The organism is Novosphingobium aerophilum, from assembly GCF_014230305.1.
In the GTDB taxonomy this organism is placed as follows: domain Bacteria; phylum Pseudomonadota; class Alphaproteobacteria; order Sphingomonadales; family Sphingomonadaceae; genus Novosphingobium; species Novosphingobium aerophilum.
The window spans coordinates 255,281-273,729 of sequence record NZ_JACLAU010000001.1 but is presented as its reverse complement, the minus strand read 5'-3'; the positions used below and the strand labels follow the sequence as shown (position 1 = coordinate 273,729).

General features: G+C 69.6%; 14 protein-coding genes. 10 read left to right on the top strand and 4 right to left on the bottom strand.

Going from position 1 to position 18,449, the window contains the following annotated elements; genetic code table 11:
• Window positions 1-48: 48 nt before the first annotated feature.
• From H7F49_RS01240 to H7F49_RS01215, 6 genes are all read left to right on the top strand, one after another.
• Window positions 49-1,287, top strand: a complete 1,239-nt coding sequence (locus tag H7F49_RS01240) for a glycerate kinase type-2 family protein (RefSeq protein WP_185681728.1) — start codon at window positions 49-51, stop codon at window positions 1,285-1,287.
• Window positions 1,284-2,567 (top strand): MGH1-like glycoside hydrolase domain-containing protein, encoded by a 1,284-nt coding sequence (locus H7F49_RS01235; RefSeq protein ID WP_185681727.1) that lies wholly within the window; start codon window positions 1,284-1,286, stop codon window positions 2,565-2,567. The genes H7F49_RS01240 and H7F49_RS01235 overlap by 4 nt, the downstream gene beginning before the upstream one ends.
• On the top strand, window positions 2,528-3,844 hold the full coding sequence (locus tag H7F49_RS01230; RefSeq protein ID WP_185681726.1) for an MFS transporter: 1,317 nt from the start codon (window positions 2,528-2,530) through the stop codon (window positions 3,842-3,844). The genes H7F49_RS01235 and H7F49_RS01230 overlap by 40 nt, the downstream gene beginning before the upstream one ends.
• Before the next feature lie 55 nt (window positions 3,845-3,899).
• On the top strand, window positions 3,900-4,841 hold the full coding sequence (locus tag H7F49_RS01225) for a 2-hydroxyacid dehydrogenase (protein ID WP_328806433.1): 942 nt from the start codon (window positions 3,900-3,902) through the stop codon (window positions 4,839-4,841).
• Window positions 4,838-6,262 carry a 2-oxoadipate dioxygenase/decarboxylase HglS gene (gene hglS / locus H7F49_RS01220; RefSeq protein ID WP_328806432.1) on the top strand — a complete coding sequence of 475 codons (1,425 nt, stop codon included), beginning with the start codon at window positions 4,838-4,840 and terminating at the stop codon, window positions 6,260-6,262. The genes H7F49_RS01225 and hglS overlap by 4 nt, the downstream gene beginning before the upstream one ends.
• Before the next feature lie 72 nt (window positions 6,263-6,334).
• A complete protein-coding gene (locus tag H7F49_RS01215; RefSeq protein WP_185681725.1) occupies window positions 6,335-7,699 on the top strand; it encodes a M24 family metallopeptidase in 1,365 nt (454 codons plus the stop codon).
• 17 nt (window positions 7,700-7,716) lie between these two features.
• Here the strand turns inward: H7F49_RS01215 and H7F49_RS01210 are convergent, their stop codons facing one another.
• Both H7F49_RS01210 and H7F49_RS01205 read right to left on the bottom strand, forming a co-directional pair.
• Complete coding sequence (locus H7F49_RS01210; RefSeq protein WP_185681724.1) at window positions 7,717-8,601, bottom strand: alpha/beta fold hydrolase; 885 nt, start codon at window positions 8,599-8,601, stop codon at window positions 7,717-7,719.
• 64 nt (window positions 8,602-8,665) lie between these two features.
• Window positions 8,666-9,907 carry an FAD-binding domain-containing protein gene (locus tag H7F49_RS01205; protein WP_185681723.1) on the bottom strand — a complete coding sequence of 414 codons (1,242 nt, stop codon included), beginning with the start codon at window positions 9,905-9,907 and terminating at the stop codon, window positions 8,666-8,668.
• A gap of 123 nt (window positions 9,908-10,030) precedes the next feature.
• Between H7F49_RS01205 and H7F49_RS01200 the strand changes: the two genes are divergently transcribed.
• Window positions 10,031-11,404, top strand: a complete 1,374-nt coding sequence (locus H7F49_RS01200; RefSeq protein WP_185681722.1) for a vWA domain-containing protein — start codon at window positions 10,031-10,033, stop codon at window positions 11,402-11,404.
• Between the two features lie 21 nt (window positions 11,405-11,425).
• On the opposite strand, the gene H7F49_RS01195 is transcribed toward H7F49_RS01200, so the two are convergent.
• Window positions 11,426-13,528: a malate synthase G gene (locus tag H7F49_RS01195; RefSeq protein ID WP_185681721.1), complete on the bottom strand. Its 2,103-nt coding sequence runs from the start codon at window positions 13,526-13,528 to the stop codon at window positions 11,426-11,428.
• A 201-nt stretch (window positions 13,529-13,729) separates the two neighbouring features.
• Between H7F49_RS01195 and H7F49_RS01190 the strand changes: the two genes are divergently transcribed.
• Both H7F49_RS01190 and H7F49_RS01185 read left to right on the top strand, forming a co-directional pair.
• On the top strand, window positions 13,730-14,917 hold the full coding sequence (locus H7F49_RS01190; protein ID WP_185681720.1) for a thiolase family protein: 1,188 nt from the start codon (window positions 13,730-13,732) through the stop codon (window positions 14,915-14,917).
• 85 nt (window positions 14,918-15,002) lie between these two features.
• Window positions 15,003-15,905 (top strand): LysR family transcriptional regulator, encoded by a 903-nt coding sequence (locus H7F49_RS01185; protein ID WP_185681719.1) that lies wholly within the window; start codon window positions 15,003-15,005, stop codon window positions 15,903-15,905.
• Window positions 15,906-16,192: 287 nt separating this feature from the next.
• On the opposite strand, the gene H7F49_RS01180 is transcribed toward H7F49_RS01185, so the two are convergent.
• Window positions 16,193-16,336 (bottom strand): hypothetical protein, encoded by a 144-nt coding sequence (locus H7F49_RS01180; protein WP_185681718.1) that lies wholly within the window; start codon window positions 16,334-16,336, stop codon window positions 16,193-16,195.
• A 383-nt stretch (window positions 16,337-16,719) separates the two neighbouring features.
• On the opposite strand from H7F49_RS01180, the gene H7F49_RS01175 reads away from it, so the two are divergent.
• Complete coding sequence (locus H7F49_RS01175; RefSeq protein ID WP_185681717.1) at window positions 16,720-18,444, top strand: DUF1800 domain-containing protein; 1,725 nt, start codon at window positions 16,720-16,722, stop codon at window positions 18,442-18,444.
• The last annotated feature ends 5 nt before the right edge of the window (window positions 18,445-18,449 follow it).

The window sequence follows — 18,449 nt, the reverse complement described above, 5'->3', positions numbered from 1 at the left end:
GCACCGGGCTTCGTGATAGCCCGGGCGCTCCACCCCGGAAGGATCACCATGTCGCTGCGACCCCTCCTGACCTCGCTGTTCCTGGCCGGCGTCGATGCGGCAAGCGCGCCGACGGCCCTGGGCGGCCGGCTGCCGTCCACCCCGGCTCGCGGCCGCACCATCGTCCTGGGCTGCGGCAAGGCCGCAGCCGCGATGGCCGAGGTCGCCGCCGCGGAGCTGCCCGGCGAGGTCATCGGCTGCGTGGTCACCCGCTATGGCCATGGCGCGCGCGGCGATACGGGCGGAATCGAGGTGATCGAGGCGAGCCATCCGGTGCCGGATTCGGCCAGCCTGACGGCCGGGGAGACGATCCGCCGCCTCGCCGGTACGGCCGCGCCGGGCGACCGGGTGGTGTTCCTGATCTCGGGCGGGGGATCGGCCCTGCTGTGCCAGCCGATCCCGGGGCTGTTCCTGCCGATGAAGGCCCGGATCACCGACCATCTGGTCAAGTCGGGAGCGCCGATCGGAGAGATCAATCTGGTCCGGCGCCATCTCTCGCAAGTGAAGGGTGGCCGGCTGGCCGCCGCGGCGGCCGAGGCAGCGGGCGACATGCATACCTTCCTGATCTCGGACGTGGCCGGGGATGATCCCGCGGCCATCGCATCGGGTCCTTCGATTGCGGCACCGTTCGAGCCGCAACGGGCGCTGGACATCCTCGAACACTATGGCTGGGAGGTTAGCCCGGGTCTGGCCCAGGCGGTGCTGAACTGGAATGGGGTCGATGCCCCGATCCATCCGGTCGAGATCGTGGCGAACGGCCGGACCGCGCTCGACGCGGTGGAGCGGGCCGCCCGCGCCCAGGGCTGGAACGTGATCCGGCCAGGCGACGAATTGACCGGCGATGCGACCGAAACCGGTCGCGACCACGCGGCCCTGGCCCTGGACCTGGCCAGCCGGCCGGGCCGCCACCTGATCCTCACCGGCGGCGAGCTGACCGTCCGGGTGAAGGCCACGGACGGGCGCGGCGGGCCGAACCTCGAATACCTGACCCGGCTGATGGCCGGCCTGCCCGACGGCGCGCCGATCGCCGCCCTGGCAGGCGACAGCGACGGGATCGACGGCAGCGAGGACAATGCCGGCGGCTACTTCGATTCGGACGTTCGCGCCCCGGCCCAGGCCTGCTTCGACGCGCTGGCCGGTAACCGCAGCTATGACCTGTTCGACAGTTTCGGCGGTCTGATCAAGACCGGGCCAACGCGCACCAACGTGAACGACATCCGCATGATCGCGGTGGGAGACAGCACATGACCCTGACGGCCCAGCCGGCGGAACCGACACTGGACGATCTGGCGCGCGATATCCTGCGCCGCAACGACCGGGGCGGCTACACGGTGCCGACCGGCGGGCTCTACCCGTTCCAGTGGAACTGGGATTCGGCCTTCGTCGCGCTGGGCTTCGCCGAGTTCGACCGGAACCGCGCCTGGCAGGAGATCGAAAGCCTGGTCTCCGCCCAGTGGGAAGACGGGATGATCCCGCACATCGTGTTCCACCAGCACGACGCCGGCTATTTCCCCGGTCCCGAGGTGTGGAACACCGGCCGGACTCCGCCAACATCCGGGATCACTCAGCCCCCGGTGCTGGCCAGCGTGGTCCGCCAGTTGTGGGAGCAGGAAGGCGCCGATCCGTCCCATCCGCGGATGCGCGCGCTCTACGCCGCCTGCCTGAAGAGCCATCGCTGGTTTCACACCTATCGCGATCCGCTGGGCAACGGGCTGGTCATGGTCACGCACAACTGGGAAACCGGGCGCGACAACTCCAGCGAGTGGGACCATGCGCTCGACCGGATCGACACATCGGGCGTGGGATCCTACCAGCGGCGCGACACCGGCCACGTCGATGCCGCGATGCGGCCGACCCAGCGCGAATACGATCGCTACGTGGCGATCCTGCAGTTCGGCCGGTCCAGCGGATGGGATCACCGCGTGATCGCGGATCAGGGTCCGTTCCGGATGATCGATGTCGGCATGTCGATGATGCTGCTGCGCGCCAACCGCGACCTGCTGGCCCTGGCCGAGGCGATCGGGGACGAGGCCGCGGCCGACGAATTGCGCGGGCGCGTCGCCCTGTCGGAACAGGGCATGGACTGGCTGTGGAACGAAGAGGTCGGGGCCTTCTGCTCGCGCGACGTGATTACCGGGGAGAGTTCGGGCCTGGTCACCAATGCCAGCTTCCTGGCCTTCTATGCCGGGGTCGGCACCCCCGCGCAGCGGCAGCGCCTGCTCGACGCGCTCGAGCGGATGGGCCGCTCGGCGCAGTACCTCCTGCCCAGTCTGGAGGCGGGGAGCCGCGATTACGATCACCGGCGCTACTGGCGCGGCCCGATCTGGCTGGTGGTCAGCTACATGGTCGCCCGGGGTCTGGCCGAGCAGGGCCAGGCCGACTGGGCCGAGCGGATCCGGGCGGATTCGACCCGCCTGATCATCCGCTCCGGGTTCTATGAAAGCTTCAGCCCGGAGACCGGCGAAGGTTCGGGCGGCGGCGATTTCTCATGGACCGCCGCGATGTGGCTGGCCTGGTGCGGACAGTGAACCGGCCGGGTGCCGCCGGACCGGTCGGTCGCTGGGTCGCCGGACGGTTCGACCGGCCCGCCCCGGCCAACTACCCCTGGATCCTGGTCGGCCTGCTGTGGTGCGTCTCGTTCCTCAATTCGGCGGACCGGGCCATCCTCAACTCGGTCAAGCCGCTGCTGCGCGATGCCTTCGCGATCAGCGACATCCAGCTCGGCCTGGTCGATACCGTGTTCTTCTGGACCTATGCGGTCTGCGCGTTCCTGTTCGGACGGATCGGGGACTCGGTCCGGCGCCGCAACATGATCGTGTTCGGGCTGGTGTTCTGGAGCACGGCCACGGGGCTGATGCCGATCGCCACGGGCTTCGCCATGCTCCTGGCCATGCGCACGCTGGTCGCGGTCGGCGAGTCCACCTATTACCCCACGGCCACGGCGCTGATCAGCGCCTGGCAGAGCCCGGCCCGGCGCAGCCGCGCCCTGGCCATCCACCAGACCGCCGTGTTCGCCGGCGGCGGGATCGGCGGCTGGGCGGCCGGGCGCCTGGCCGACCTGCACGGCTGGTGGATGCCGTTCCTGGTCTTTTCGGGCCTGGGCTTCGTGGTCCTGGTCGTGCTGCTCGGCAAACTGCGCGATGATGCCCCGTCCCGGACGCCGCAGGCGCAGGCCCACCCGTCCGAACCGGCCGAGCCGCTGCGCATGGTCCTGCGCAACCCGGCCGCCCTGCTGCTCTGCGCGGTGTTCTTCCTGGCCACGGCGGCCTATTCGGCCGTGCTCAACTGGAGCAACACCTACGCTCACGACGTGCTCAAGCTCGATCTGGCCGACAGCGCACTGGTCGGACCGGTGATGATCACCACGGCCGGGTTCTGCTCGGTGCTCGTCGGCGGGTGGCTGGCCGACGTCCTCGCCGCGCGCAATCCGCTGGGCCGGATCACCGTCCTGACCCTTGGCCTGACGGTCGCCGCCACCTTCCTGCTCCCCTTCCCCTGGGCACGGTCGGCGACGATGGTCGGCGCCATGCTGTTCGCCACCAGCTTCGGCAAGGGCCTGTTCGACGGCTGCATCTATGCCGCGATGCACGATGTCATGCCCGACGCCGCCCGCGCGACGGCCGCAGGACTGATGACCATGATGGGCTTCATCGGCGCCGGGATCGCGACGGTCGCCCTGCCCGCGATCGCCACGCTCACCGGGCTGGCCGCGGGTTTCGGGATGATGGCCGGGCTTTACCTGCTGGCCGTGCTGCTGCTGCTGGCGGGTCGTCCAGTCGTACGGCGGGTGCTGCAGCAAGGCTGACGGATCGCCTGCGGCGACTGGTGACCGCGCCCGGCGGCTTGGCTATCACCCACCGGTGAGCCGCGAATCCATCCTGCTACCCGCCCCGATGCACGGCTCGGTCGCCGCCGCGCTGGAACCCCGCTTCACCCTGCACCGCTTGTGGCAGGAGGACGATCCGGACGCCTTCCTGCGCGCCCATGGCCCCTCGATCCGCGCCCTGGCGGTGAGCACCCTTGCCGGGCCGGTCGGCGCCGACCTGTTCGACCGGCTGCCCGCGCTGGAGATCGTCGCCAACTTCGGCGTCGGCTATGACAATGTCGATATCGCCGCGGCCCGGGCGCGCGGGATCGTGGTGACCAACACCCCCGGCGTGCTGGACGAGGAGGTGGCCGATCTGGCCGTGGCGCTGCTGCTCGCCACGATCCGGCAGTTGCCGCAGGCCGAGCGGTTCCTGCGCGCGGGACTGTGGCGCGACGGCGGCTTCCCGCTTTCGCCCACCTTGCGCGGGCGGCGGGTCGGTCTGTTGGGGCTGGGCGGGATCGGCAAGGCGATCGCGCGGCGGCTGGAGGGATTCGGGGTGGACCTGGCCTATCACGGCCGCACCCGGCAGGCGGCAGTGGCCTATCCCTGGTATCCCACGCCCCTCGCCCTGGCGGAGGCCTGCGACACGCTGATCGCGATCCTGCCGGGCGGTCCCGCGACGCGGCACATCATCGATGCGGCGGTCCTCGCCGCGCTGGGCCCGCAAGGGGTGCTGATCAATGTCGCGCGGGGCAGCGTGGTCGATCAGGATGCGCTGATCGACGCCTTGCGCCAGGGCACGATCCTGGCCGCCGGGCTCGACGTCTATGCGGCCGAGCCCGAGGTCCCGGCCGAGCTGCTCGCCCTGCCCAATGCCGTGTTGCTGCCCCACGTCGGATCGGCTTCGGAGCACACCCGCAGCGCCATGGGCCACCTGGTGGCCGACAACCTGATCGCCTGGTTCGAACGGGGACATCCGCTGACGCCGGTGTGACGACCCGCGCGACCCCGGTCGACATTGCCAAGTCACGCAACTATGTTGCGCTCTTGAGCAAGCCCGGGTGTCCAGCACCGGGCCAGATCGAGGAGCCTGCCGCCATGGTCCGTCCGGACACGTGCTTCGTTTCCCCCGACGTGATCCGCCGGCGCTTCGCCGCGGCCATGTCGGCGATGTACCGCGACGAGGTGCCGCTCTACACCACGCTGCGCGACATCGTCGCCGAGGTGAACGAGGCGATCACCGGCGAACCGGACGCCGCGGTCGAACGCCATGGCGCGATCCGCGTCGGCACCCCGGCAGAGATGCGGGCCATCGCCCGGCTGTTCGCGGTCATGGGCATGCACCCCGTCGGCTACTACGATCTGACCCCGGTGGGCGTGCCCGTCCATTCGACCGCCTTCCGCCCGGTCACCGCCGAGGGGCTGGCCATCAACCCGTTCCGTGTGTTCACCTCGCTGCTGCGGCTGGAACTGATCGAGGACGCCGCATTGCGCGCAGCGGCGGAGACGATCCTGGCCGGGCGGACCATCGTGTCGGCGGAAACGCTGGCCCTGGTCGATCGCGCCGAGGCGCAGGGCGGGCTGGATGAGGCCCAGGCCGAGGCCTTCGTGGCCGGCGCGCTCGAGGTCTTCCGCTGGCACGGAACCGCCCGGGTCGACGGCGAGACCTATGCCCGGCTGCTCGGCTCGCACCGGCTGGTGGCCGACGTGGTCGCGTTCGGCGGCCCGCACATCAATCACCTGACCCCGCACACGCACGACATCGACCGCGTCCAGGCCGAGATGGCCGCGCGCGGCCTGCCCCACAAGGCCAGCATCGAAGGGCCGCCGCGGCGTCGGACGGCGATCCTGCTGCGCCAGACCAGCTTCAGCGCCCTGGCCGAACCCTTCGTTCCGGCCGGTGCCGATCCCGCCAGCGAGCCCCTGCGCCACACCGCCCGCTTCGGCGAGGTCGAGCAGCGCGGCGCGGCGCTGACCCCCAGGGGACGGGCCCTTTACGACCAGTGCCTGGCCACCCTGCGCAATGAGGGGACCTCCCCGGACGAGGCCTTCGCCGCTTTCCCCGACGATTTCGTGACCCTGCGCCGGAACGGCCTGGCCTATGCCCGCTATGTCGCCACCGGCACGAGCGGCGGGGCGACGGACCTGGAGGAGGCGCTGGACCGCGGCTTGATCGTGGCCGAGCCGATCCTCTACGAGGATTTCCTTCCCGTCAGCGCTGCCGGCATCTTCCGTTCGAACCTGGCCGATGACGATTACAGCGCCAGCACCCAGGCCTCATCGCAGGCCGAGTTGGAAGCGGCGATCGGCCGGGCGATCCTGGATCCCTTTGCCCTGTACCAGGCGATCGAGGACGCCTCGCGCGAGGCGGCGCTGGCCCATCTGCGCGGGTCGGTGGCGCTGCACGAGACCTGACGGACGCTGCGCTTGATCCCCGCGGCGGGAACCGCCAGTGTCGGCGCGACGTGACACGCCGTGAGGGAGAGAATGGCGAACCGATTCCTATCCGCCGCCATGCTGGCCTGGGCCACTCTCGCCGCACCGGCCGGCGCCCAGGACACCCCGATCGCATTCAGCCAATCCGAGCAGGGCGCCTCCGCCCTCCCTCCGATCCTGTCCGCGCGCGAACGGGCCGAGACCGAGAACCGCATCCTTGCCACCCGGCTTGACGAGATCGTTCCGGCCATCATGCGGGCCGAGGGGGTCGACCTGTGGCTGCTGGTCGCGCGCGAATACTTCGAGGAGCCGGTGGTTGCCTCGATGCTCGATGCGCACAACATGCATGCGCGGCGCCGGACCATCCTGATCTTCCACGATCCGGGCGACGGCAAGCCGGTCGAGCGGCTGACCGTGAGCCGGTATGGCCTGGGCGGTCTGTTCGCCCCGGCCTGGGACCCGGACAAGCAGCCCGACCAGTGGCAAGCCGCCGCCGATCTGATCGCCGCGCGCAATCCGGCGCGGATCGCGGTCAACATCTCGGACCTGTCGCAGTTTGCCGACGGGATGACGGTCAGCCAGTATGCGGCCTTCACCGCGGCCCTGCCCCCGGCGCTGCGCCCCCGGATCGTCAGCGGCGAGGGGCTGGCGGTGCGCTGGCTGGAGACCCGCACACCGGCCGAGATGGCGCTCTACCCCACGATCATGCGGGCCGCCCATGCAGTGATCGCGCAGGCCTTCTCGCGCGCGGTCATCACCCCGGGGGTGACCACGGCCGAGCAGGTCCAGTGGTGGTATCGCGACCGTCTGCTCCAACTGGGCCTGGAGCCATGGTTCCATCCCTCGGTGGCGATCCAGCGGCAGGGGGTGAAGGGCATGCTGGAGGGATCGGAGGTGATCCGTCCCGGGGACCTGCTGTGGACCGACTTCGGCATCACCTATCTGCGGCTCAACACCGATACCCAGCATCTGGCCTATGTCCTGAAGCCAGGCGAGACCAGCGCCCCGGCCGGTCTGCGGCAGGGGCTGGCCAACAGCAACCGCGTGCAGGACATCCTGACCCGTCAGTTCGCCATCGGGCGGAGCGGCAACGAGGCGCTCGCCAGGGCCCGCGCCGAGGCCAAGGCGGCCGGGCTCGATCCGTCAATCTATGCGCACCCGATCGGGCTACACGGCCACGGCGCCGGTCCGTCGATCGGGTTCTGGGACAACCAGAACGCCGATCCGCGCGGCACCGGGCCGATCCGGCCCAATACCGCCTGGTCGATCGAGCTGACGTCCTATGCCGCCGTGCCCGAATGGGGCGGCCAGCGGGTGGACTTCCGGACCGAGGAGAACGCGCTCTTCGACGGGCGCAGCCTGCGCTACATCGACGGACGCCAGACCGAACTCACCCTGATCCCGTCCGACCCCTGACGCGACCCGACCCGGGTCTAGGAACGCGGCGGGGCGGGCAGGAACTGCTTGACCTCGGCCAGGAAGCGCGCCGGGGCATCGAGCATGATGAAGTGGGCCGCATCCGGAATGCGGGTCAGCACGGCGCCCGGGACATTGGCATACTGGATGCGGTAGCCGGCATCGAACTGGTCGTCGGGCACGCCCGCGGCCATGGCCGGCTTGACGTAAAGCACGGTCACCGGAACGGTCACCGCCTTGAGCTCAGCGCGCAGATCGGTCGCCTGGATATCGGCATAGGTGCGCGCCGTCAGGGCCGGATCGCTGGTGCGCGAATCCTCCATGACCGCCGGGCGCTCTGCCTCGTTGTTGACCATGCCGGCGACCATCTGGGTCATCATGGCCTTCATCCCATCGGGATTGCCGGCCATGCGCGCCTGCATGCCCTCGACGATGGCGCGCGCTTCTGCCCCGGTCTTGGCGCCGAAGAAGGCGCCGGTGAAGGGCACCATATCGACCACCATCAAGCGGCCGAGCGCATCGGGGTGGCGGCTTGCCAGCATCATCCCGATCGTGCCGCCCATCGAGTGGCCGATCAGCGCCGGCTTGACCAGCTTCTCCTCCCGCACATAGCGCGCCAGCTCCTCCGCGACGGCCGCGGAGACATCGCCCTGGACATTGGCGCCCGGAGCGGTGCCCGAAAACCCGCGCACCTGGACGAGGTGGTAGCGGTAGCCGGGCAGGCCCGAGACCAGCGCGTTGTAGATTCGCGGGTTGGAGGTCAGCCCCGGTACCAGGATCACGTCGGGGCCCGATCCCTGGACGGTGACGATGATCCGGTCCGACGTGAACGCCTGGGCCGGAGCGACCGCCAGGGTCCCCAACACGATGGCCGCCACGGCGGCGCCAACAGGATGAAACATGGTCTCTCCTTCCAAGTCCGAGGCGCCAAGCGTGCCACAAGCCTTTGGCGACCACCAGTCGGTATCAGGTCAATCCCAGCTCGCGCAGGACAGCCGGAATGCGTTCCTTGAACGGAAAGAAGCCCTTGGTCGCATGGGGCCAGAACCATTCGTCCCACTCCCGCCGGACCCGGTGCAGCGCGACCCCGGCGGCGGCGAGGGTCGGTTCGATAGCGGCCAGGGCATCGGCCACCGGGCCAACCGGAGCATAGGGGGTGACGATGTGCCGAACCCCCGCCGCCTCTGCCACCGCGACCAGGCCGGACGCATCCAGCCCGGTCCGCAACGAAGGTGTGGCGGCGAAGTGCGCGCCGAGACGGGCCGCTGTGTCGGTCATGGCTGCATTGACGAACCCACGCGCGCGATCCCCCCATAGCAGGGCCGGATCGTCCACCACCAGCACGCCTGCGACCGGATGGCCCGGCGTCCAGAGCGCTTCGGGGTGAAGATCATCGGCGGTGACCAGCAGCAAGGCCGGGTCAGGCGGCGGGGCGGGCGCCGCCGGCGGAACAGGCCCGGCCGCCCCGATCGGCGGCTCGACCAGGGCCACGGCCTCACTCGCCAGGCCGCGGGGAGCGAAACGGCCCCCGGTGTGGCGGGCGATGTTGTCGGCCGTCGCCAGATAGGTCTTGCCCGCGGTCTGCAGGCCGGCGACCCACCGCCATGACAGGATGTTGCTCGCCGCGTCGGCGTCGATCAGGTGGCGCAGGAAGAAGTCCGCGCCCAGCGCCCAGGGCAGGCGCAGGGTGAAGATCCAGATCGATGCGAACCACATCCGCGCATGATTGTGGAGGTAGCCGGTCCCGACCAGCTCACGCGCCCAGTCGTCGAAACCCTCGATGCCGGTGCGCCCGGCCTCGGCATCGGCCAGCAGGAGGGGATCGGGCGGATTGTCCCGCTGCCGGTCGCGCTCCTCGATGAACCGCGACCAGACCGCGGGGCGCCGCTCGAGCCATCCTTTCCAGTACGTGCGCCACAGCACCTCCTGCACGAACTTGTCGCAGTCGGGCAGACGATGCCGGGCCAGCACCGCCGCGATCACCTCCTGCTCGTCAATCAGGCGATAGCGCAGCCAGGGGGACAGGCGCGAGACCGCGCCCGGCTGGTCCGGACCAGGATCGGTGTTGCGACCGGCGGCATAGGCGGCCCCGGAACGCGGCACGAAGTGCGCTAGGCGCGCCAGTCCGGCGGCCCGGCCCGGGGGGAACGCCGGGTCGCCGAAGAGCGGCTCAGGGGGCGACGGAGCGGGACCGGCAGGGGCAGGCATGAGGCCCGCGCTAGCGCCGGGAAAGGGTGCTGTCAGCCTGCCCTCACGGCCGCTGCTGCCCCCTCTTGTAATGTCTATCATTTAAGTAGACATATAGCGGCACAACAATGTGAGAGGTGTGCCATGCGTCTCCCTGCCAAGCTTTCCCGCAACACCCTGGGCAGCCGGATCGGGCTGGCCCTGCCCCTTGTCCTGCTCGCGGCGGGGTGCAAGGGCGCGGAGGAGGCGCCGGCGCCTTCGACCGTCAGTCGGGCCGAGGCCCCGGTCCGGGTCACGACCTCGAAGACCGAGCTGTCGATCCCGGGTCTGGTCGATCACCGGACCGAAACCACGGTGGTCGAACCGGCCTATCGCCCGGCCGTGATCGAGGACCGCGGACCGACGGCAACTCCCAGCCCCGCGCCGCAGTCCGGTCTCCTGACCGCCGGGGATGTCGATGATCTGCTCAACCCCGCACAGTATGCCCGCTATGCCAGCCATTACCTGCAAACCAGCGGGCAGAAGCTCGATTTCGTGGACACCCGCTCCCGCGTGGTGCTGCGCGTGTTCGACCGCCGCGGACAGCCCGTGCCGTTCGCGCGGATCAGCGTGCGGCGCAACGGGACGCCGCTGCAGGTCACCACCGTGGCTGACGGCACGGCCTCGGTCTATCCGCGCATGGACGGGGTCCCGGAATCGACTGTGCTCGATGTCCGCTCGGCGGCGGGATCGGTCATGGTTCCGGTCCGGCTCCACGGCCAGCGCCTGATCCCGGTCTTGCTCGGCGGGATCGCGACGCCCCCTGCGGCGATGGACCTGGCGATCGTGGTCGACACCACCGGCAGCATGGGGGACGAGATGGCCTTCCTGCGGGCGGAACTCGATGCGATCATCGCGCGGCTCCAGCGCAATGCCGGCAATGTCAGCCTGCGCATCGGCGTGGTCCTGTTCCGCGACGACGGGGACGATTACGTCGTGCGGACGGCGCCGCTGACCGAACGCATGGATGACGTGCGCCACTTCATCGCCGATCAGGACGCCGGCGGCGGCGGCGACGCGCCCGAAGCGCTCGACCAGGCCGTGGCGGCCTCGACCCGTCTGCAATGGCGCTCAAACGCGGCCAAGGCGGTGCTGCTGGTCACGGATGCGCCGCCGCACGGCGACCGGATCGGCCGCACTCTGGCGCTGACCCAGGGGCTGCGGGCCCAGGGAGTCCAGGTGATCCCGGTCGGCGCCAGCGGAGTGGATGACGATGCCCAGTACGTGCTGCGATCGATGGCGGCGCTGACCCAGGGCCGCTACATTTTCCTCACCGATGACAGCGGTGTGGGCGATGGCCATGCCGAGCCCGATGTCGCCTGCTACCAGGTCACCCGCCTCGACCAGCTCATCGCCCGGGTCCTGGCCAGCGTTGCCACCGGCCGGCGGGTGGAGGCTCGCCCGGACGACGTGATCCGCAACGTCGGCGCCTATAACCGCGGCCAGTGCCTCGCGCCCGGACAGTTCCGTCAGGAGTGATGTCGCCAAGCCGGGCGCCGGTCAGCCCTCCCCCTTCACCTTGCGGCGGAAGGCGTGGAGCAGCGGCTCGGTGTAGCCGTTGGGCTGCTCCAGCCCTTCGAACACGAGCGCGCGGGCGGCCTGGAAGGCCAGGCTGCCGTCCGGATCCACGGCCATCGGCCGGTACAGCGGGTCGGCGGCGTTCTGGGCGTCGACCTTGGCCGCCATGCGCAGCAGCGCGGCATCGACCTGCTCGGGCGTGACCACTCCGTGGAGCAGCCAGTTGGCGATGTGCTGGCTGGAAATGCGCAGCGTCGCCCGGTCCTCCATCAGCCCGACATCGTTGATATCGGGCACCTTGGAGCAGCCGACTCCCTGGTCGATCCAGCGCACGACATAGCCGAGGATGCCCTGGGCGTTGTTGTCAATCTCCTCGGCGATCTCGCCGGCGGACCAGTTCTGGCCGGCGGCGACCGGGATGGTCAGCAGCGCGTCGAGCGAAGCGACCGGTTCGGCCCGGCGCTCCGCCTGGCGGGCGAAGACGTCGACCCGGTGGTAATGGGTGGCATGCAGCGTCGCCGCGGTCGGCGAGGGCACCCAGGCGGTGTTGGCGCCGGTCCGCGGGTGGCCGACCTTCTGCACCAGCATGTCGCCCATCCGGTCCGGCATGGCCCACATGCCCTTGCCGATCTGGGCCCGGCCCGACAGCCCGCAGGCGAGTCCGATCTGCACATTGCGGTCCTCGTAGGCCTGGATCCAGGCGCTGGCCTTCATGTCGCCCTTGCGCAGCATCGGCCCGGCCCGCATCGAGGTGTGCATCTCGTCCCCGGTGCGGTCGAGGAAGCCGGTGTTGATGAACATGATGCGGTCCTTCACCGCATGGATGCAGGCGGCCAGGTTGGCGCTGGTCCGGCGCTCCTCGTCCATCACCCCGATCTTCAGCGTGTGCCGCGCCAGCCCGAGCAGGTCCTCGACCGCGTCGAACAGGTCATTGGCGAAGGCGCATTCATCCGGCCCGTGCATCTTGGGCTTGACGATATAGACCGATCCCGTCCGGCTGTTGCGGATCGGCCCGGCACCCTTGAGATCGTGCAGCGCGATCAGGCTGGTGACGATCCCGTCAAGGATACCCTCCGGTGCCTCGCCGCCATCCGGGAGCAGCACGGCCGGATTGGTCATCAGGTGGCCGACGTTGCGGACCAGCAGGAGCGAGCGGCCGGGAAGCGTGAACGGTGTCCCGTCAGGCGCGACATAGGCGCGGTCGGGGTTGAGCCGCCGCGTGATGGTTTCCCCGCCCTTCGCGAAGGTGTCGGCCAGGTCGCCCTGCATCAGCCCCAGCCAATTGGCATAGGCGGCCACCTTGTCCTCGGCGTCGACCGCGGCGACCGAGTCCTCGAAATCGCAGATCGTGGTCAGGGCCGCCTCCACGATCACGTCGGCGATCCCGGCGGGATCGTCGCGGCCGATCGGGTGACTGCGGTCGATCACCACCTCGATGTGCAGGCCACGGTGCGCGAACAGCCAGTTGTCGTCGGCACGGCCAACGAGTTGGGCGGGATCGGCCAGCACCGGCCGTCCACCGGCCCAGTCGGCCCAGCGTCCGGCAGCCAGCGGCACGGCGTCGTCGAGGAAGGCCTTGGCCCAGGCGATCACCTCGGCACCGCGCGCCGCGTCATAGCCAGGCCCGGCCGGCGCGCCGGGAATCGCGTCGGTGCCATAAAGCGCATCGTAGAGGCTGCCCCACCGCGCATTGGCGGCATTGAGCAGGAACCGGGCGTTGAGCACCGGGACGACCAACTGGGGCCCGGCCACTTCGGCCAGTTCGCGGTCGACATGGCGGGGGGCGACGGTGAACGGGGCAGGCTCGGGCACCAAATAGCCGATGTCCTGCAGAAAGGCCCGGTAGGCGGGCAGGTCCTGCGGCTGGCCGGCTTGCGCCTGATGCCAGCCATCGATGTCCGACTGGAGCGCGTCGCGGCGCGCAAGCAGGTCGCGGTTGCGCGGCGTGAACCGGGCGAAGATCGCGGCAGCGCCTTCCCAGAACGCCTCGGGTGCCATCCCGGTGCCGGGCAGGGCCCGCGTCTCGATGAAGCTCGCCAGCTCAGTGGCGACCTGCAGGCCGGCGCGATTCACGTATTCCGTCATGGTCATATCCCTTCCCGGCCCTGCTAGCGGAGGCCCCGCCCTTTCGGTAGAAGGAAAGAGTTCAACACAGCTTTTACTTCAGGGAAACGATGGAGCCACCCGGGGCAAAGCGCCTTGACGCCCGGGCGGTCGGACGCCACCTAGCGCGGCGAAAGCGGAGCCGCGTCGCGGCCCAGCCAGCGCAACCGGAAGGTCCTGACCATGTCCCAGCACGATCCCGTCATCATCGCCTCGTTCGCCCGCACCCCGATGGGCGGCTTCCAGGGCGCGCTGTCGGGGGTCTCCGCCACCGAACTGGGCGCGACCGCGGTCAAGGCGGCGGTCGCCCGCGCCGGGGTGGAGCCGGAAGCGATCGATCGCCTCTACATGGGTTGTGTCCTGTCGGCCGGGTTGGGGCAGGCCCCGGCGCGGCAGGCTGCGCTCAAGGCCGGACTGCCGCTGTCGGTCGAGGCGACCACGGTCAGCAAGGTCTGCGGTTCGGGCATGCAGGCCACGATCATGGCGCACGAGGCGCTGAGCGCGGGCACCGCCGACGTGATCGTTGCCGGGGGGATGGAGAGCATGTCGAACGCGCCCTTCCTGATGACCAAGCACCGCGCCGGTGCGCGCATCGGGCATGACGTGATCTACGACCACATGATGCTCGACGGGCTGGAGGATGCCTATACCCCCGGCAAGGCGATGGGCGCATTCGCCGAGGATACGGTCGAACAATACCAGTTCAGCCGGGCCGACCAGGACGCCTATGCGCTGGAAAGCCTCAACCGCGCCCGGCAGGCGATCGCCAGCGGCGCCTTCGCCGCCGAAGTCGTGCCGATCACGGTCAAGAGCCGCGCGGGTGAGACCGAGGTGACGGTCGACGAACAGCCCGGCAACGCCCGGCCCGACAAGATCCCGACGCTGAAGCCGGCCTTCCGCAAGGACGGGACGATCACCGCGGCCAATGCCTCGTCGATCTCGGATGGCGCCGCGGCGCTGGTCCTCACCCGCGAAAGCGTTGCGGCGGCGCGGGGCCTCTCGCGCGAGGCGGTGCTGATCGCCACGGCCGGACACGCCCACGAACCGGCGCTGTTCACCACCGCCCCGGTCCCGGCGATCCGCAAGGTGCTGGACAAGGCGGGCTGGACCATCGACGATGTCGACCTGTTCGAAATCAACGAGGCCTTCGCCGCGGTGACCATGATCGCGATGCGCGATCTCGGCATCCCGCATGAGAAGGTCAACGTCCACGGCGGCGCGACCGCGCTGGGCCATCCGATCGGCGCCAGCGGCGCGCGGATCATCGCCACGCTGGTTGCCGCGCTGAAGCACCACGGCAAGAAGCGCGGCGTCGCCTCGCTGTGCATCGGCGGCGGCGAGGCCACGGCCGTGGCGATCGAGCTGGTCTGATCCGGGGGGCGCCGACCCCTATCGCGCCGCGCCGGACTGGCCTAGAACGGATACAATCCGTTCTAGCTCGTCCGGTGCGTCAACAATGTTCGATCCCGATTACGACCTGTTCCTCGCCATCGTCGAGGCCGGATCGATCTCTGCCGCGGCCCGCGCGCGCGGCCTGACCACGGCGGCGCTGTCGAAACGGCTGGCGCGCCTCGAGCTGCGACTCTCCACGCGCCTGATCCACCGCACCACCCGCCGGCTGGTGCTGACCCCGGCCGGGCGCGATCTCCATGACACCCTGCTGCCGCTGCGCACGGCGCTGCTCGAAGCGGAGGAGCGGGTGGGCGGAGGTGGAGGCCCGCCGCGTGGTCCGCTGCGGATCACCGCCCCCACCTCGTTCGGACGGATGCACGTGATCCCCTGCCTGCCCGCGTTCATCGCGGCCTGGCCCGAGGTCAGCCTGACGGTCGACCTGTCGGACGAATTCGTCGACCTGCTCGACGGTCGCTGCGATCTGGCGATCCGGATCGGCGCCCAGGGCGGGCCGCTGCTGGGCAAGGGCCTCGTGGCGCATCGCCTGGGCACCAGCCGCCGGGTGCTCTGTGCCGCGCCAGCCTATCTCGACCGGTTCGGTGCGCCCGGGGACCTGGCCGACCTGGCCGGGCATCGCCTGCTCGCCACCACCAGCCAGTTGCCATGGCAGCTCGACGGGCCCGAAGGCACGGTCACACTGGCCGGGCAAAGCCATGTCCGGACCAATTCGAGCGAGGTCGTGCGCGAACTGGCGCTGGGCGGCTGCGGGATCGCGCTACGCTCGCTGTGGGACGTGGGCGAGGCCCTGGCTGCCGGGACCCTGCGGCGCATCCTGACCGAATACGAAGGGTCGCAGGATGTCGGCATCTTCGCCGTGCATGCCCCGCTGCCGGCCGTGCCGTCACGGCTGCGGGCGATGGTCGATCATCTCGCCGCCCATCTCGCCACCGTGGCCGCGCTGGACTAAGCCAAGAGCCTGTCCTGTTGAGGTGGATGCGCCGTGACGGAGCCGATTTTGGTTCAGCGCGAGGAGAGAGGAGGGAGCTATGCTGATGCATAGTGACCGACGATGGACGCTGCGCTGGACCAAAATCGGCCCGCCCCGGAGGGGTTGGGCGGAGCGGGCCGGTGGCAGCGTTGCGGCGCTTGCAGGGGGCAACCAGCCCCTGCGGCGCGCCGCGCCTCCCCACCGACCCGCTCCGCCCAATCCCGGCGCATCCACCTCAACAGGACAGGCTCTAGCGGCAGCCCGGGTCAGAACCGGCTGGCCGGCACCGTATCGACCTGACGGTCGAACCGGGGCTGGTCCGAACGCCAGTGCAGGATCAGGATGGCCAGGGCAGCGAACAGCATCATGCCCCAGACCAGGGCGATGGCTTGCAGTGCGGGACGACTCATGATCGTTCTCCTCACCCCCCTTGGCCCCAGCCTGCGCCCGCCCGCTGAACGGGCCGTTAGGATCGGCCGTTTACCACGGGATACCGGGCCTTTCCGGCCATTCCCCTAGTCTGCCGCCAAGCGTGGGCCAAATGGCCTTAACCATGCCATCCACGCGCCCCGGTAGCCGCTGGCGGGCTTCCGCGCCGTCGATGCAAGAATCTGGTTTTGTTGAACAATACCCAAGACTGTCGAAAACCCGCAGTGATCGCCATGCCCCTTCGCACAAAAGGCGTATGGTTGATTGGCGCCGCAACCTTGGCCTCTCATCAAACCTTAAGCATTCTCGCCCAAGTTCTCCCCGCTTTTTGCGCCCCCAAGGTGAGGCCCCGAAGGAGGATTGGATGTCAGACGCTGTCGGGACCCCGCCCGAGACCCGGACGCCGGCTGCCGCAGAGCCGGCAGCCCCGTCAGCACCCGACCGGAACGGGATCGATCCGCGGCTGGGCCTTGCCGGTGTAAGCCTCGGCGCCGTACTGCTGGAAGCCTGCGGCGATGGCGGTTCCGGCAGCAGCCCGGGCGGCGGCACGATCACCCCGGCGGCGATCACCACGACCCAGGCCTCGCGGTTTCTTTCGCAAGCCAGTGTCGGCTATGGCCGTACCGACGTCATCAACCTCGCCGGGTCGAGCTACAACGCCTGGCTCGACACCCAACTGGCCATGGCCCGGCCCCAGAAGTTCTGGGACTTCCTGATCGCCGGTGGCTACGACGCCGCGGCCAACATCAACTCCACCGCCGGTTTCGATGCCATGATGTGGTCGCAACTGATCAACAGTGGCGACATTCTGCGCCAGCGTGTCGGGCTGGCCCTGCTGTCGATCTGGGTGGTCGGGATCGACGGTCTGACCAGCTCGTGGCGGTCCTTCGTGATGGCGGCCTATCTTGACGGGCTGTGGGACAATGCCTTCGGCAATTACCGCGACATCATGGAGTTCGTCTCGACCAGCCCGGCGATGGCGCAGTTCCTGACCTTCCTGGGCAACAGCAAGGCCAATCCGGCCACCGGCTCGATCCCCGACGAGAACTATGCCCGCGAACTGATGCAGTTGTTCACGATCGGGCTCTACCAGCTCAACATGGACGGGTCGCAGGTGCTGTCGGGTGGCGCTCCGGTGGCGACCTACACCCAGGCCGACGTGTCGCAGGCCGCACGGGTGTGGACCGGCTACACGCTCGCCAACACCGACAACACCACTCCGGCGCGGATGCGCCTGCCGCTGATCATCAACAATTCGACCCGCGAAACCGGGGCATCCAGCCTGCTCAACGGCGCGATCACCATTCCCGCCGGCACCGACGGCGCCACGGCGCGCAAGATCCTGCTCGACGGGCTGTTCAATCACGCCAGCATGCCGCCGTTCATCAGCAAGCAGTTGATCCAGCGGCTGGTCACCTCGAACCCCTCGCCCGCCTACATCAACCGCGTCGCCAATGTCTTCGTCAACAACGGCAACGGCGTGCGGGGCGACATGAAGGCGGTGATCCGCGCGATCCTGACCGACGCCGAGGCGCGCGACGACAATCAGGTGACGTCCACCAGCTTCGGCAAGCTGCGTGAGCCGATCCTGCGGCTGACCCAGTGGGCCCGCGCCTTCAATGTCACCTCGCCGACCAACCAATGGCCGTTCGGCAACACCAGCTCCACCGCCAACCGGCTCGGCCAGAGCCCCGGGCGGTCCCCTTCGGTGTTCAACTGGTTCCGCCCCGGCTACACCCCGCCCGGCACCGCCATCTCCGCGGCGGGCCAGGTCGCACCCGAGTTCCAGATCGCCAACGAGCCGACCATCATCGCCTACGTCAACTACATGCAGTCGCTGATCGCCAGCGGCGCGGGCGAGGCCAAGCCGGACTACTCCAGCCTGACCACGATCGCGACCGACAGCCAGGCGCTGCTGGCCGAACTCAACCTGGTGCTGGCAGCCAACCAGATCAGCTCGGCGACGATCGCGCAGATGAAGACCGCGCTGGACACGATCGCGGTGACCACCACGGCGGGGATCAACAACCGCATCTACGCCGCCATCCTGCTGGTCATGGCCAGCCCCGAATACCTTGTGCTGCGCTGAGAGGG

Excerpts from the sequence above, each read along its gene's own strand:
- H7F49_RS01240 (WP_185681728.1), top strand. The coding sequence starts at position 49 with ATGTCGCTGCGACCCCTCCTGACCTCGCTGTTCCTGGCCGGCGTCGAT.
- H7F49_RS01235 (WP_185681727.1), top strand. The coding sequence starts at position 1,284 with ATGACCCTGACGGCCCAGCCGGCGGAACCGACACTGGACGATCTGGCG.
- H7F49_RS01230 (WP_185681726.1), top strand. The coding sequence starts at position 2,528 with ATGGACCGCCGCGATGTGGCTGGCCTGGTGCGGACAGTGAACCGGCCG.
- H7F49_RS01215 (WP_185681725.1), top strand. The coding sequence starts at position 6,335 with ATGGCGAACCGATTCCTATCCGCCGCCATGCTGGCCTGGGCCACTCTC.
- H7F49_RS01210 (WP_185681724.1), bottom strand. The coding sequence starts at position 8,601 with ATGTTTCATCCTGTTGGCGCCGCCGTGGCGGCCATCGTGTTGGGGACC.
- H7F49_RS01205 (WP_185681723.1), bottom strand. The coding sequence starts at position 9,907 with ATGCCTGCCCCTGCCGGTCCCGCTCCGTCGCCCCCTGAGCCGCTCTTC.
- H7F49_RS01200 (WP_185681722.1), top strand. The coding sequence starts at position 10,031 with ATGCGTCTCCCTGCCAAGCTTTCCCGCAACACCCTGGGCAGCCGGATC.
- H7F49_RS01195 (WP_185681721.1), bottom strand. The coding sequence starts at position 13,528 with ATGACGGAATACGTGAATCGCGCCGGCCTGCAGGTCGCCACTGAGCTG.
- H7F49_RS01190 (WP_185681720.1), top strand. The coding sequence starts at position 13,730 with ATGTCCCAGCACGATCCCGTCATCATCGCCTCGTTCGCCCGCACCCCG.
- H7F49_RS01185 (WP_185681719.1), top strand. The coding sequence starts at position 15,003 with ATGTTCGATCCCGATTACGACCTGTTCCTCGCCATCGTCGAGGCCGGA.
- H7F49_RS01180 (WP_185681718.1), bottom strand. The coding sequence starts at position 16,336 with ATGAGTCGTCCCGCACTGCAAGCCATCGCCCTGGTCTGGGGCATGATG.
- H7F49_RS01175 (WP_185681717.1), top strand. The coding sequence starts at position 16,720 with ATGTCAGACGCTGTCGGGACCCCGCCCGAGACCCGGACGCCGGCTGCC.